Origin of the sequence: Streptomyces sp. P9(2023) (assembly GCF_032436795.1) — a bacterium.
Classification (GTDB): domain Bacteria; phylum Actinomycetota; class Actinomycetes; order Streptomycetales; family Streptomycetaceae; genus Streptomyces.
Map to the genome: position 1 here is coordinate 54121 of NZ_JAUPWM010000001.1, position 13429 is coordinate 67549.

At 71.6% G+C, this 13429-nt stretch carries 17 protein-coding genes; 9 read left to right on the forward strand and 8 right to left on the reverse strand.

The annotated features are described in order from the left end of the window. The first annotated feature begins 29 nt into the window (after positions 1 to 29). Entirely contained in the window at positions 30 to 968 is a 939-nt protein-coding gene (locus tag Q5762_RS00280) for an AraC family transcriptional regulator (RefSeq protein WP_315889810.1), read from the forward strand. On the opposite strand, the gene Q5762_RS00285 is transcribed toward Q5762_RS00280, so the two are convergent. Beyond that, positions 950 to 1294 (reverse strand): MerR family transcriptional regulator, encoded by a 345-nt coding sequence (locus Q5762_RS00285; RefSeq protein ID WP_315889811.1) that lies wholly within the window; start codon positions 1292 to 1294, stop codon positions 950 to 952. The genes Q5762_RS00280 and Q5762_RS00285 overlap by 19 nt on opposite strands. 95 nt (positions 1295 to 1389) lie before the next feature. On the opposite strand from Q5762_RS00285, the gene Q5762_RS00290 reads away from it, so the two are divergent. Continuing rightward, a complete protein-coding gene (locus Q5762_RS00290; protein ID WP_315889812.1) occupies positions 1390 to 1989 on the forward strand; it encodes an NAD(P)H-dependent oxidoreductase in 600 nt (199 codons plus the stop codon). A gap of 222 nt (positions 1990 to 2211) precedes the next feature. Beyond that, on the forward strand, positions 2212 to 3243 hold the full coding sequence (locus Q5762_RS00295) for a DUF4073 domain-containing protein (protein ID WP_315889813.1): 1032 nt from the start codon (positions 2212 to 2214) through the stop codon (positions 3241 to 3243). Between the two features lie 59 nt (positions 3244 to 3302). Here the strand turns inward: Q5762_RS00295 and Q5762_RS00300 are convergent, their stop codons facing one another. Beyond that, complete coding sequence (locus tag Q5762_RS00300) at positions 3303 to 4169, reverse strand: endo alpha-1,4 polygalactosaminidase (protein WP_399494253.1); 867 nt, start codon at positions 4167 to 4169, stop codon at positions 3303 to 3305. A gap of 119 nt (positions 4170 to 4288) precedes the next feature. Beyond that, entirely contained in the window at positions 4289 to 4552 is a 264-nt protein-coding gene (locus Q5762_RS00305; protein WP_315889815.1) for a hypothetical protein, read from the reverse strand. On the opposite strand from Q5762_RS00305, the gene Q5762_RS00310 reads away from it, so the two are divergent. The 3 genes from Q5762_RS00310 to Q5762_RS00320 all read left to right on the forward strand — a co-directional run bounded on the left by Q5762_RS00310 (position 4517) and on the right by Q5762_RS00320 (position 6646). Continuing rightward, positions 4517 to 5098, forward strand: a complete 582-nt coding sequence (locus Q5762_RS00310) for a LysR family transcriptional regulator substrate-binding protein (RefSeq protein ID WP_315889816.1) — start codon at positions 4517 to 4519, stop codon at positions 5096 to 5098. The two genes, Q5762_RS00305 and Q5762_RS00310, sit on opposite strands and share 36 nt — an antisense overlap. Positions 5099 to 5306: 208 nt before the next feature. After that, positions 5307 to 6296: a hypothetical protein gene (locus Q5762_RS00315; protein ID WP_315889817.1), complete on the forward strand. Its 990-nt coding sequence runs from the start codon at positions 5307 to 5309 to the stop codon at positions 6294 to 6296. Further along, positions 6293 to 6646 carry a hypothetical protein gene (locus tag Q5762_RS00320; protein WP_315889818.1) on the forward strand — a complete coding sequence of 118 codons (354 nt, stop codon included), beginning with the start codon at positions 6293 to 6295 and terminating at the stop codon, positions 6644 to 6646. The genes Q5762_RS00315 and Q5762_RS00320 overlap by 4 nt, the downstream gene beginning before the upstream one ends. Positions 6647 to 6659: 13 nt before the next feature. Here Q5762_RS00320 and Q5762_RS00325 read toward each other — a convergent pair whose 3' ends face one another. From Q5762_RS00325 to Q5762_RS00340, 4 genes are all read right to left on the reverse strand, one after another. Continuing rightward, on the reverse strand, positions 6660 to 7106 hold the full coding sequence (locus tag Q5762_RS00325) for an SRPBCC family protein (RefSeq protein ID WP_315889819.1): 447 nt from the start codon (positions 7104 to 7106) through the stop codon (positions 6660 to 6662). Between the two features lie 98 nt (positions 7107 to 7204). Then, the gene (locus tag Q5762_RS00330) at positions 7205 to 7645 is read right to left on the reverse strand and encodes a DUF5990 family protein (protein WP_315889820.1); all 441 of its coding nucleotides are present in this window, start codon (positions 7643 to 7645) and stop codon (positions 7205 to 7207) included. Beyond that, positions 7642 to 7971: a helix-turn-helix transcriptional regulator gene (locus Q5762_RS00335; protein ID WP_315889821.1), complete on the reverse strand. Its 330-nt coding sequence runs from the start codon at positions 7969 to 7971 to the stop codon at positions 7642 to 7644. Before Q5762_RS00335 ends, Q5762_RS00330 begins: the two co-directional genes overlap by 4 nt. 20 nt (positions 7972 to 7991) lie before the next feature. Beyond that, entirely contained in the window at positions 7992 to 8996 is a 1005-nt protein-coding gene (locus tag Q5762_RS00340) for a Ku protein (RefSeq protein WP_315889822.1), read from the reverse strand. A gap of 109 nt (positions 8997 to 9105) precedes the next feature. On the opposite strand from Q5762_RS00340, the gene Q5762_RS00345 reads away from it, so the two are divergent. From Q5762_RS00345 to Q5762_RS00355, 3 genes are all read left to right on the forward strand, one after another. Beyond that, a complete protein-coding gene (locus tag Q5762_RS00345; protein ID WP_315889823.1) occupies positions 9106 to 10014 on the forward strand; it encodes a universal stress protein in 909 nt (302 codons plus the stop codon). Positions 10015 to 10128: 114 nt separating this feature from the next. Further along, positions 10129 to 11085, forward strand: a complete 957-nt coding sequence (locus Q5762_RS00350; protein ID WP_315889824.1) for an NmrA/HSCARG family protein — start codon at positions 10129 to 10131, stop codon at positions 11083 to 11085. A 41-nt stretch (positions 11086 to 11126) separates the two neighbouring features. Beyond that, complete coding sequence (locus Q5762_RS00355; protein ID WP_315889825.1) at positions 11127 to 12845, forward strand: PP2C family protein-serine/threonine phosphatase; 1719 nt, start codon at positions 11127 to 11129, stop codon at positions 12843 to 12845. Between the two features lie 7 nt (positions 12846 to 12852). Here the strand turns inward: Q5762_RS00355 and Q5762_RS00360 are convergent, their stop codons facing one another. Then, the gene (locus tag Q5762_RS00360) at positions 12853 to 13428 is read right to left on the reverse strand and encodes a cysteine hydrolase family protein (protein ID WP_315889826.1); all 576 of its coding nucleotides are present in this window, start codon (positions 13426 to 13428) and stop codon (positions 12853 to 12855) included. Between the last annotated feature and the right edge of the window lies 1 nt (position 13429).

Below are 13429 nucleotides of genomic sequence, written 5' to 3' on the forward strand. Positions count from 1 at the left end.
ACTGGCGAGACCAGGGATACGCTGGCGTCATGGATGTGGTGAGTGACGTGATCGCGGCCGTACGGATGGGCCAGGCGGCGTCCGACCGGGTGCGGGTGAACGGGAGTTGGTGCGCGCGGTTCGCCCCGTACGACGGCGCCGGCTTCCATGTCGTGCTGGAGGGCGGCTGTTGGCTGCTGCCCGACGGCGGCGCGCCCGTGGCCCTCGCCGCCGGGGACGCGGTGCTGTTGCCGCACGGAACGGGCCATGTGATCGCCGACTCCCCCGCCGACGCGGAGACCGTCGCACGGGCCGTGCCGTTCGAGCGGTGGATCAAGCCGCCGGGGCGTGCGGACGCGGCAGGTCGTGGCGGGGAGCCGGGGGTGGAGATGCTGTGCGGCAAGTACCGCCTCGACCACAGCCGCGTCCATCCACTGATGGCGGAACTGCCCACCCTCGTCCACCTGCCGAACCGGGTGGGTGACCATGCCGAACTGCGGGCCGCGATCGACCTGTTGGGCGGTGAGCTGGGCGCGGACCGGCCCGGGGCGGGGATCGCCGTTCCCAGCCTCGTCGATCTCCTGCTCGTCTACATGATCCGGGCCTGGGTGGCCCGGAACAGTGGCGGCGCGTGGTCGGCGGTCCTGGGCGACCCCGTGACGGCGGCCGCCCTGCGGGCGCTGCACGCCGACCCCGCCGCGGCGTGGAGCAACGACCGGCTGGCCACCGCGGCGGGCGTCTCCCGTCCGACCCTGGCCCGCCGGTTCACCTCACTGGTCGGGCGGCCGCCGATGGCGTATCTCACCTGGTGGCGGCTGACCTTGGCCGCGGCACGGCTGCGCGACACCGAGGACTCCTTGGCGGCGATCGCCCGCCGCGTCGGTTACGGGACGCCGTACGCGCTGTCGCACGCCTTCAGCCGCGAGTTCGGTACGACGCCGGGGCGGTACCGGGCCTCGCGGGCGGAGGGTCAGGGCGCGGCGAGGTAGCCGGCCAGGGTCTCGCGGCCTCGGCGGAGGTCGTCGATACGGGCGTCTGCCGCCGCCAGTTCGCGGTCCAGGATCTCCCGTAGGTCGACGCACCAGTCGAACTCCGGCAGCTCGCCCCGGGCACACGGCAGCACGGCCCGGATCACGTCCGTGGTCAGGCCCGCGCGCAGGAGGGCACGGACCTGCCGGACGGTGGTCTCGGCGTCCTCGGCGTATGCGCGGTAGCCGTTCGGGCCCCGGTCGGCCGCCAGCAGGCCCTGTTCCTCGTAGTACCGGAGCAGCCGGGCGCTGACGCCCGTACGTCGTGACAACTCTCCGATCAGCATGTGACCTGCCCGTTCATGTGCGCGCTTGACCTTCGCATCGGTGTGAAGGCTTAACGTCCCTTCTCAGCAGGACATTCCGCACACGGGAGAGATCCATGACCACAGTGAGCCTTGGCAACCGCTCGTTCCTCTTCGTCCTCGGGAGTTCCCGGGCCGACGGCAATACGGAGATACTCGCGCGCGCCGCCGCCGAGCAGTTGCCGGACGACGTAGGCCGTCGCTGGGTGGATCTGTCGCGGCTGCCGTTGCCCGATTTCCAGGACGGCCGGCACGAGACCGAGGGGTGGCCGGCCGAGGAGAACGAGGAGGTGCTGCGGCAGGCGACGCTTGAGGCGACCGACATCGTCCTCGCCTCGCCGCTGTACTGGTACACCCTCTCCGCCCAGACCAAGCGCTACCTCGACTACTGGTCGGGCTGGCTGTCCGCGCCGGGCTCGGACTTCAAGGAGCGGATGGCGGGGCGGACCCTGTGGGGCGTGACGGTGATGGCGGACCGCGACGACGTCGTCGCCGGCGGGCTCGGCACCACGCTCAACCACACGGCCGCGTACCTGGGGATGCGGTTCGGCGGGCTGCTGTGCGGCAACGGCTCGCGGCCGGGGCAGGTCAGGGACGACGGGCCGGCGCTCGTCCGCGCCAAGACCTTCTTCCAGCGGGAGGCTCCGCTCGCCCGGTTCCCGTACGAGCAGGGCTGAGCGGTCGTCCGGGGCGGGCGCCCTGGGCGATCGTCCAGGGTGTCGTCCGGGAGCGGATGTCCAGCACGTACGCACCCGGCCTTCCGGATTCGTTCATACCGCAGTCATTCCGCTGCCCGGTGGCCGGTTCGGCGGGTCCCGTATCCATAACGGGTCTGGTCCGAAGCGCGCGGTGTCCACGCCTTCCCCCGGTGGCCACCGCTCCCGTCGAAAGGATCTCCCGTGGATCGCAGGTCTGTTCTCACCGCCGCCACCGGGGCGGTGACCGCGGTCGCCGCCGCCCAGATACCGGCGAGTGCCGCGATGCCCGCCCAGGGCAGTCCGAGCGGGCGGCCGGGCCGGCCGGTCGCCACGTTCAACGTCATCAGCGACATCCAGGGCGACCTGCGGGACCTCGGGGTCGCCCTGGAGGACATGCACGCGATCAACCCGGGCAGCGCGGGGCTCGCCATCGCGGGTGACATCACTCCGCGCGGCTACGACGCCGAATACGCGGCGGTCACGGCCGAGTTGGCCAAGCACACCCACGCGCCCGCCGTCGCCTGGGCCATCGGCAACCACGAGTTCTACGTGCCCAAGTGGAGCGATCCGTCGACGCTCGCGCAGGCGACCTGGCCCAACGGGACGACCGAGGACTCGCTCTTCCGCAGCTTCTACGATTTCGCCGGCCGCAACACGGTCTACGCCGAGCACTCGTTCGGCGGGATCCCGGTGCTGAGCCTCGGCACCGAGAAGTACATGCACTACCACGACCCGCAGCTCTGGGACGAAGTGTGGCTCAGCGACGCGCAGTTCAGCTGGCTGGAGGAGCGGCTGGCGTACTGGGCGCGGCGGCGGAGGCCGGTCATGGTCATCACCCACCACCCGCTCCCCAACACGGTCTCCGGCAGCCACAACCGGCTGTACTCGCGGGACTATCTCCAGGCCGACCGGCTGCTCGGGCTCCTCGGCCGGCACCGTGACGTGTTCCTGTTCTGCGGGCACACCCACTGGGATCTGGGGCTGTCCGACTGGTACGTCCGCCGGGTGGTCACGGGGACGGCGAACCTCGACGGTTTCTCCGTGGTCAACACGGGTGCGGTGCAGACGGGTTATACGGACGACGGCAAGGGCGGGGAGGTGTCGGTGCCGGGCACGTTCAACCAGGGTCTCCAGGTCGAGGTCTTCCGCGACCGGGTCGTGGTGAAGGCCCGCGACTTCGCGAAGGGCGCGTGGCTGAAGCAGATCACGGTCCCGCTGTCGACCTCGATGTGAGGCGTGGGCGTGGCCCGGCGCGTACGTGTTCGCGCCGGTCACGCCCCGTCCCAGCCGGGTCAGCAGGTCGCGCGTACGTAGCCCGTTTCGCCCGCGGGACGGACGTCGGTGTCGCGCAGGACGACGGAGAGCGTCCGGCCCCAGCGTTCACAGGCCCGCGCCAGGCCCTTCGGTTCGTACTCGATGACCAGCACTCGGTTGTCGAAGGCGGTCGCGTACGGGCCGCACTCGTCGTACTGGCCGCACTCCTCGGCGACCGCGAAGTCGAAGCCGATGGCCCGGCCCCGCTGGGCGAGTTCGGAGGCGTTCTTCTGACCGATCGCCAGTCCGGCTTCGTGGGCGCGGGCGACGATCAACGTGGCGAAGGCCAGGTCGTGTTCGGGGGTGAGGCGGCCCTCGGAGCGTTCGTGGGAGTCGAGGTTGTCGGCCTCGACGGCCTGGTAGCCGGCGGCGGCGCAGCCGTCGATCCAGTCGCCGACGATCGCGGCGAGCCGCTCGCGCTTGGCAGGTGTGGAGATGTCGAAGAGGGCCTCGTCCCAGTCCTGGTCCATGACCGGCGATCCGTCGTCGTTGGTCAGGAGGAGGTCGGGGTGGTTCTGCTGCCACCAGTCGGTGGCGTCAGGCTGGGCCTGGAAGGCGTTGACGTAGCAGATGTTGTAGAGGCCTTCGGCGGGCTTGGCCGTACGGTCGCGGGAGACCGCGCCGACGCCGGGAGGCGGCGGGTACGATCCGCCGATCTGGTAGTCGAAACCGACGTGGGGCTCGGGCGGGACCACCGAGCGGGCGGTGGCCGACGGGGAGGAGGGGGCGGAGTCGCCGCCCTCGCCGTCACCGGGCGACGCGCATCCCACGGCCGTAGCGGCGAGCACTCCGGCCAGGGCGAGGGCCGACAGCGCGCTGCGCAGGGGGCGGGGTAGGCGGGCGATCACGGTACGGGCTCCAGGTCGTCGCGGGCGCTTGCGTGCAGCCATACCGTACGACCCCACCGTGCTCGGGGCGCGCCGGCCTGCCGGGCAACCGGTCGGCGACCTGGAGCACCCGCCCGTCAGGGCTCCAGCCGAAGGGGAAGGTTGGCGCTCCGAATGAACTCGACGGTGACGAAGACGAGCGGCGCGTCTCCCGTGTTCTCCAGGTCGTGGAGGAGGAAGTCACCCGAGCCGAAGGTGAAGTGCCGGGTCTCGCCCGGGGTGACGACGGTGCCCGGGGTGCGGCCCGCCGGGCCGCCGGCCTGGAGGGCGGCGAGATCGTCGTCGCCGTCGTCTACTCGCTCACCGTGGGCGCGCTGCCGCCCGTGCTGCGCGTCTGGCACGGCGAGCATCCCGCGGTGCGGGTGAGGCTGCTCGAGTTTCCGCACACCGACGCGCTGCGGGCGGCGAGCGCCGGGGGCCGGGCGGACCTCGCGATCGGTCCGGTGCCGGCGGACTGGGACGGGGCGGTACGGGAACTGGGCACGGAGGAGTTCGTGGTTGTCCTCCCCGCCGACGACGACCCGCCCGCCTCCGCTACCGCCTCCGCCTCCGACCGGGTGTGCCTCGCCGACCTCTCCGATCGTGAGTGGGTCCAGTACGCACCGGGCAACGGCCTCGCCGGGCTGGTGGACGCCGCGTGCGCCGAGGCGGGCTTCCGGCCCCGCACCTCCGTATGCACGGAACAGACCGCCGCCGCACCACTTCTCGCCGCGGCCGGGCTCGGCCCCGCCCTGGTTCCGGCCAACCTCCTGCCGGAGCACTTCGCCGGCCGGCTGCTGCGACCCGACCCGCCGGTGCGGCGCGTTCTCGCCGCCTACACCCGCCCCGCTCCGGACCCGCTCGCGACCGCCTTCATAGACACGCTGGCCACGTACGTCCGGGTCTGACGGCACCTCAAACCCGATCACCACCCACATATCTGAACAGAAATCATATATGCGGATCGCGTTCAGGGCCTTGCGCACCCCCCTCGACCGTCTCTACTCTCCGCCGCAATGGTTAGGAATATTTCCTAACTATTGGCTGAACACAGCGACTTGAGCTCCCCCATCGCTTCGCTTCCCCATAGAGCAGCACTCACCCCGAGGACGTCGGATGTCATACGCACATCAGCCACGCCCGGCACACAGAGGTCACCCGCACCGATGGCGTCGCCCGCTGGCGGTCGCCGCCGCCGTCGCCACCGCGCTGACCGGCATCACCGGTCTGGCCGGTGCCACCACCGGAGCCGTCCCTGACGACCGCGTCGCCACCACGGCGGCCGCCGCGATACCCGACCTGACCAGCGCGAACCGGCGCGCTCCCCTCGCGGGCCTGCCCGACTGGAGCAAGGCCGGGTACCGCGGCGGGGCGGCGCTGCCCGGCACCGCCGAGGCCAACCCGGACGCGAACTGCCACATCACGGCCGCGGAGCTCGCCTCCCAGTACAACGTGCGCGCCGACGGCAGCGACGCCACGACTGGTCTCCAGCAGGCCGTCGACGCCGTCAGGGCGAACTGCACCCCGTCGGCCGGCTACACCAAGCTGTCCTCGATCACCCTGCCGGCCGGGCGGATCGTGGTGACCCGTCAACTCGCCCTGGACGCCGACTACATGGTGCTCCGGGGCGCGGGCTTGGGGCAGACCACGCTGGCCTTCCGCCCCGACGTGAACACCCGTTACGACACGCTCACCGCCGACGGCAGTGACTGGGACGAGGAGGGGATGACCCACGGGGCCGGCAAGGGCGGCTGGACCTGGCCCGGCCGCGGTCTGCTGCGGGTGCAGACCCGTGAGGTCTCTCCCAAGTACGCGAGCGACTTCGCCTCCGCGCCGGCCAACCGCAAGGACATCTTCGAAGGCAGCGTCAACCAGCACTGGGCGAGCGGTGTCCCGCTGCGCGAGGGGTCGGCGGTCGGCTCCACGCAGGTCAAGCTCGCGACCAACGCGGACATGTCGCGCTTCAAGGTCGGCGCCCATCTCTGGGTCGGAGCGGCGAACACGGCGAAGTTCTACCAGTCCCAGACGGTCACGGACTCGTCCAAGTACGTGAACCTGCACCCGCCGAACACATCGACATCAAGGAGGGCACCCAGAGCGGGGTGATCCGCGGGAACACCTTCAACGGCACCGGGATCGCCGGCCAGAACTCGGCCGACTCGTGGGTCGACGCCAAGGGTGTCGACTATCTGATCGAGAACAACACCGGGACGTTCTCCGCGCCCGGCACGCTCGCGAACGGGTACGAGACCCACAACCCGTCGACGACGCCGTCGTTCCTGAACGGCTGCGGCAATGTGTGGCGCAACAACCGTTCCGACCTCGGTGGTGTGGGTGCGTACACCATCAAGATCACGTCGACGTCGAAGTGCAGCGCGAACCCGAACGTCGTCTACTCGTCGAACACGGTCACGAACGCCACCAGTGGTCTGACGAACGTGCCTGTCACGCCCTGACCCCGACGCGGGGTTACGACGCTTCGGCCGTCGCCTTGATGCGGCGGCCGAACGCGTCGGCGTCCTTGCGGGCGGCGGAGAGGGCGAAGCCGACGAGGAGCTTGCCGAGTCCGTGGCCCTCCAGGACGTTGAAGATCCGGACCCTGGTGCCGCCGTCCGGGAGGGGTTCGAGGTCGTAGCCGCCCTCGCGGGCCATGACGATGTTCTTGGAGGTCTCGGCCCAGCGGAGGCGGCGCGGGGCGTCGAACTCGGTGATGCGGAACTCCCGCGACGTCGTCATCCCGGCGTCCTTCACCGTGGAGCGGAAGACGGTGCCGAGTGCCGTCGGGCCGTCGGGGACGCGTTCGATCTTCTGCACCCGGGGGCTGAACTTGGGGTCGTTGCGCCCGTCGGCGAGGAACGCGAAGACCTCGTCGATGGGACGGTCGACGTCCGTCGTCGCCTCGAACTGTCCGGACATGTACCCAGCTCCCTGATGTGTCGTCCCTGCCGTGACGGCGAGCGTACGGGAGTGGAGGGCGGCCCGCGCCCGGGCCGCGCCGGGCGGGTGACGGTGAGTCAGCGGGTGGTCCACCGGACGCGGGGCGGGCGCACCGCGGCGCAGAGCGGCAGGCCGCAGGCGTCGGTCAGGCCGAGCCGTGCCTCGGCGGCGCCTCCCTCGACGGCCGGGGCGGGGAGGTCGTCGAGGAAGAGTTTGGCCCGCCGGAACATGGTGAAGGTGCCGCCGGGCGGCCACTCGCCCCAGGTGAGGTAGAGGAACCGGGCGCCGCGCCGGCCGTGGACGTGGGGGCCTCGGAAGTCCCGGGTGCCGTCGGGCGCGAGCACCGTGTCGACGGTGAACTCCCAGGCGGCTTCGGCGGCGTCCCCCGGCACCGCGCCCTCGGGCTCGCGTCCGCGTTGCACGGCGACGTGGACGTTCTCGTACCCTCCGCAGGCACGTCCCGGCAGGTCGTCGGCGACGATGCGCAGGGCGAGCGGTGTCCTGGCGGCCGTGCTCATTCGTTGCCCACCACCGCGCGGAGGAGGCCGGGGAAGGACTCCTCGAACTCCTCGCGGCGCAGCCCGTTCATCCGGGAGGTGCCGATGTAGTGCTGCCGGATGAGGCCGGCCTCGCGCAGCACGTGGAAGTGGTGGGTGGCGGTGGACTTGCTGACGGGCAGGACGAAGGCGCCGCAGTTGAGATCCTGGTCCGCGGCATAGAGGGTACGCACGATCTGCCGGCGGACGGGGTCGACGAGGGCTTCGAGCACCTGTTGGAGACCGACCGCGCGGACGTCCGGGTGGGGCGGAACGCGGTCCTGTCCGCTGCGTTGTGGTGTCACCATCGACTGTCGACCTCCCGCGGTCATCGTAGGGCCACGCGGGGACATTCCCGGACGCCGAACTGTCGCCGCCCCGGCGGTCGGGCGGCGAGGGCCTTGATGAGTTCGGCGCGCGTCATGGTGGAGCGGCCCGGGAACTGGGCGTCGGCGGCCAGCTCGTAGAGGTCGGACTTGGTGAGGTCCTCGAGGTCGCGGCGGCCTCCGCTCTTCCGTGACCTGGCGGGCGCGCGGTCGCGACGGGTTTTCCGGGGACCATGGGCGTCCTCCACGCTGCGGCGCAGAACCTCCATCAGGTCGACGACGTTCGTGGACTCGGCCGCCGGTTCGGCCTTCTCCACGGTCTCCCCCGCCTGCTTCGCCTTGATCAGCGCGGCCGCCTTCTCCTGGAAGGTGTCGTGGTACTCCTCCGGGTCCCAGTCGATCGACAGCGCCTCGATGAGCTGCTCGGCCATCTTCCGTTCCTTGGCCTCGGTCTTCAGCCGTCCCGGCAGGGTGGCGATCTCCTCGTGCGGGCCGCGGATCTCGTCGGCCCAGTGCAGGGTGTGGCAGGTCAGCAACCCCTGCTCCGCCTTCACCGCGACCAGGTACTCGTGCTGGCGCATCACGAACGTGGCGATTCCGGCCCGGTTCGCCCGCGACATGGCCTGCTCCAGCAGGCGGTAGACCTTGCCGTGTTCGTCACCGCGCGGGCCGAGGTAGTACGTCCGGTCGAAGAAGATCGGGTCGACCGCGTCCAGGTCGACGAACCCGGTGATCTCCCGTGCCTTCGCGCGGCCGGGCGCGATCTCCTCCAGTTCCTCAGGCTCCACGAGGACGTATTCGTCACCGGTGTCGAAGCCTTTGACGATGTCCTCCAGGGCGACTTCCTCGCCTGTCCGCTCGTTGACCCGCCGGTTACGGACCCGGTCGGAGGTACAGCGCTCCAGCTGGTGGAAGTGGATGGTGTGACTGTCCGTAGCCGTGTAGAGCCCGACCGGCACGCTGACCAGCCCGAACGTCAGAGTTCCCGACCACACCGGCCGCGCCATGACCACCACCCGCCTCGCGGAGCTTCTCCCGACGCCCCGCGAGTTCCCGTCTACGGCTCCGCCATGCGGGTAGGCGCAGCAGGGGCGCCGAAGGAGGAGGGATGGGGTCATGGTCACAGGTGGCGAGGTTCCCCGTGTGGTCGTCGGAGTCGACGGGTCGCCGGCTTCGCACGAGGCATTGCGCTGGGCCGCGGGGTACGCGGGTCTCGTCGGAGCGACCGTGGCCGCGGTGTCGGCCTTCGACCTGCCCGGCGCCGTGGGCTGGTCCGCTCCGGCCATGGACGCCGAGTTCGACGGGACGCTGGCCAGACAGGCTCTGACCGAGGAGGTCCAGGAGGTACTCACCGAGGCCGGCGATGTGCCGCTGGAGACGCATCTGGTGCGGGGCAACCCGGCCATGGCGCTGGTCGAGGCGTCGGCCGACGCCGAGCTCCTCGTCGTGGGCAGCAGGGGCCGGGGCGGCTTCGCCAGCCTCCTGCTGGGCTCCGTCAGCCAGCAGTGCGCCGCACACGCGTCCTGCCCGGTCGTCATCGTCCCCTCGGAGTCCGTCAGCCGTGCGGGGACTGCCACGACGCCCGCCAAGGACCAGGCTCGCCGTGTGGTCGTGGGCATCGACGGCTCGCCGACGTCGTACGAGGCCCTCCGGTGGGCGGCGCGCCACGCGCGGCTGATCGGGGCGACGGTGCACGCGATGGCGGCCTACGACGTGCCCGGAGCCGTGGGACGTTCCGCTCCCCCGGCGGCCGCGGCCCCCGACGACAGGGAAGCCCGCCACGTCCTGTCCGAGGAGATCCGGACCGTTCTCGACCCGATCGGTGCGGTCCCGCTGGCCGAAGAGGTGGTGCCGGGCAACCCGGCCAAGGCGCTGATCGGTGCGTCGGCCGGTGCCGCGGTCCTGGTCGTCGGCAGCCGGGGCCGGGGCGGCTTCGCCAGCCTCCTGCTGGGCTCGGTCGGCCAGCAGTGCGCCACGCACGCGTCCTGCCCGGTCGTCATCGTGCGTCCGGACGCTTCGGGCTGAGAGCCGGCCGTGCCGGGCGCGGGGCGTGCCGATGACGCGATGCATACCGGTCGGCGCCTCGGGAAAGCGCTGGGCAGGGCCGACCTCAAGTGACGCTGCGAGGCGAATCGAGTCATGGCCGAGAAGAAGATCATCACGGTGTTCGGGGCGACCGGGCAGCAGGGCGGAGGGCTCGTACGGGCCCTTCTGGCCGACCGCGACGAGGAGTTCGCGATCCGCGCCGTCACCCGCGACCCCGACGGAGAAGGCGCCCAGGAACTCAAGCGTCTCGGCGTCACCGACATCGTCCGGGCCGACATGGACGACCCACCCACTCTCGCCCCGGCACTTGAGCACACGTACGGCGCCTACGTCGTCACGAACTTCTGGGAGCACATGTCCGCCGAGCGGGAGAAGACGCAGGCCCACGCGGTCGCCGACGCCGCGTCCCACGCGGGCGTGCAGCATGCGATCTGGTCGACTCTGGAGGACACGCGCGCGTGCATCCCCCTCGACGACGACCGGATGCCCACGCTCCAGGAGCACTACAAGGTGTCCCACTTCGACGGCAAGGCGGAGGCGGACCACTACTTCACCGACGAGGGCGTACCGACGACGTTCCTGCGCTCCGCCTTCTACTGGGAGAACCTGTTCGGCGTCTTCGCTCCCCAGCGCGGTGACGACGGCGCACTGCGGCTGGTCTTCCCGATGGGCGACAGCCGGCTCTCCGGGATCGCGGTGGACGACATCGGCAAGACAGCACTGGCCGTCTTCCGGCGCGGTACGGACCTGATCGGCGCCACGGTCAGCATCGCCGGCGAACACCTCAAGGTGGCCGACATGGCCGCCGCGCTCACGGAGGCCCTCGGCGAGCCAGTGCGGTACCGGCCGCTGACAGCGGACGAGTACCGCGCACAGGGTCATCCCGGCGCGGACGAGACGGGGAACATGTTCCAGTACTACGCGGAGTGCGAGGAGCGCTTCACCGCCGCGCGCGACCTCGCCGCCGTACGCGACCTCAACCCCGGCCTCCAGGACTTCGCCACCTGGCTCGCCGGACACCACGACCGGCTGCGGACGGCCTGGCCGTGAAGGGACCGTCGACACGGCCCCGTCTCACAAGGAGGCGAACGATGAGCTTTCCCCTGCCCGACACCGTCGACGCCCTCAAGGGCATGATCGGCCGCGAGGTCGCCTCCCTGCGCGCGGCGGTGCGCCGCACCGCGGAGCGCCCGATCGCGGGCCCCGGCGGGACGGAAATGGCGTCACCGCTGCAGTCCCTGTCGGTACTGCCGGCCACGGCCGAGACGGACGGGGCCTCGCGGTGTCTGTGCAGTAGTCACGCGCCGGGCGACAGCGGGGCGTGTTCGTTGCTGCCCGCGATCCCGGCCTCGGCGGTGCTGCTCGAACCGGTGTGGGACGAGGCCGGGGCCGTACTGGACTTCCGTATCGTGGCCGGCAACCGCGTCCGGTCGGTGGAATGGCTGGAGGCTCCGCACCGCCAGGTCGGACAGCGGTTCCTGGAGGCGCGCCCGGGCGCGGCGCACTCGGGTCTGCTGGCCGCCCTGGCGGAGGTGGTGGACACCGGCAGGCCCCTGGACGGACGGGTGGTCGACTACACGGAGCAGCGGCTCGGCCGGATCCACCGGGCTCCGCTGCTGTACACCGCGGCCCGGTGCGGTCTGCAGGTGCTTGCGACGTGGCGGCCCGTGCAGAGCCAGGCCGAGCTGCTGACCATCGACGCGCAGTACCTGGCGTCGATGGGGTGGGGGAACTGGGATCTGCTGTCGGGGAAGGTGACCTGGTCGGAGGGGCTCAGCCGGATCTTCCACGCGGATGTGCGCATGCCGTGGTCGCTGGAGCAGTTGTGCGACGCCTTGTTGGCCGACGACCTGACGGCGTTCTCCGAGTTCCTCGCCTCCGTGCTGGCGGGCGAGGAGCCCGCGTGGACCCGGATCCGCTTCCTGGTGCTCGGGGAGCTCCGCACGCTCGACCTGCTGGGGCGGCCGGTGGCCGGGACCGACGGCAGGCCGTGGGCGGTCAATCTGGTGGCCCGCGACCTCACTCCGCAGATCCGCAGCCGGCGGCGGCTGGCCGAGACGGAGCGGGAGTCGGACCGGCTGCGGCGGCAGACGGAGGCGGAGCGACGGGTCGCGGACGCGCTGCGCGAGGCGATCCTTCCCACCCATTCGGAGGCGCTCGCCGCTGTCGGGCTGACCGTGGCGGCCTCCTACCGCCCCGCCGAGCCGGACGCGGCGGTGGGCGGGGACTGGTACAAGTGCCGGCTGCTGCCGGACGGCCGGGTGCTCGTGGCGATCGGCGACGCTTCGGGACACGGTCTGGACGCCGTGGCCCGGATGGCGCAACAGCGGCACGCCTTGGCCGGCCTGGCGCAGACGGGCGCGTCCGCCGGCGAGATCACGACGTGGCTGAACGAGTTGGTGTGCAGCGATCCGGCCGGGCAGACGGCCACGGTGGTGGCCGGACACATCGGCGAGGACAAGCTGCTGCGCTGGGCCGATGCCGGGCATCCCGCCCCGCTGCTGCTCCGCGACGGCGCCGTGGAGCCGATGGGGACCGAGCAGCGCGGCCCGCTCCTCGGTGCGCTGCCCGGGTACGCGTACGAGACCTCGTCGGCCCCGTTGCTCCCGGGCGATCTGCTGGTGCTCTACACCGACGGCATGGTCGAGCGGAGGGACGAGGACGTGACCGTCGGGATCGACCGCCTGGCGAACGCGGTCGCCGACTCCTCCACGCTGGAACCGCAGCAGCTCATCGACACCCTGGTCGCCGATCCCGAGCTCGCGGGCCACGAGGACGACGCGTGCGTCCTGGCGATCCGGGTGGACTGAGCGTCTGTCAGGACGGTGGGGTGGTGAAGGTGACGGACGCGGTGGGGGTGGTGACGTCGGCGTCGCGGCTGAGGGCCCAGGCGGCGACCCGGGAGACGGTGGCGGCCGGGACCGCGTCGGCGATTCCGGGGGCCGCCGGTATGTCGTGCGTGGCGTGGGCGTCGTACGGGACGACCACGCGGTAGCCGCGCGCCAGGGCCGTGCGGGCCGTCGCCTGGACGTACATCTCGGACATCATGCCGCAGACGACGAGCGAGCGTACGCCGGCGTCGGTCAACAGGGCGCCCAGTGAGGTCCCTTCGAAGCTGTCGTCCCTGACCTTGCGGATCACCAGCTCGGCGGGGCCGGGCTCGACACGATGGTGGAGTTCCCAGCCGGGGGTGTTCGGCTCGCAGTCCGCTGCGGGCGGGCCGTCGTTCTGCACATGGACGACGAGCGCGCCGGCCGCGCGCGCCCGGGCGATCAGCTCGCCCGTACGGTCCAGGAGGCTGTCCGCCTCCGGTACGGCGCCGGGGCCGGTGACGAAGGCCGACTGGACGTCCACGACCAGCAGGGCTTCCGCGGGGTTCTCACGAAGTGTCATG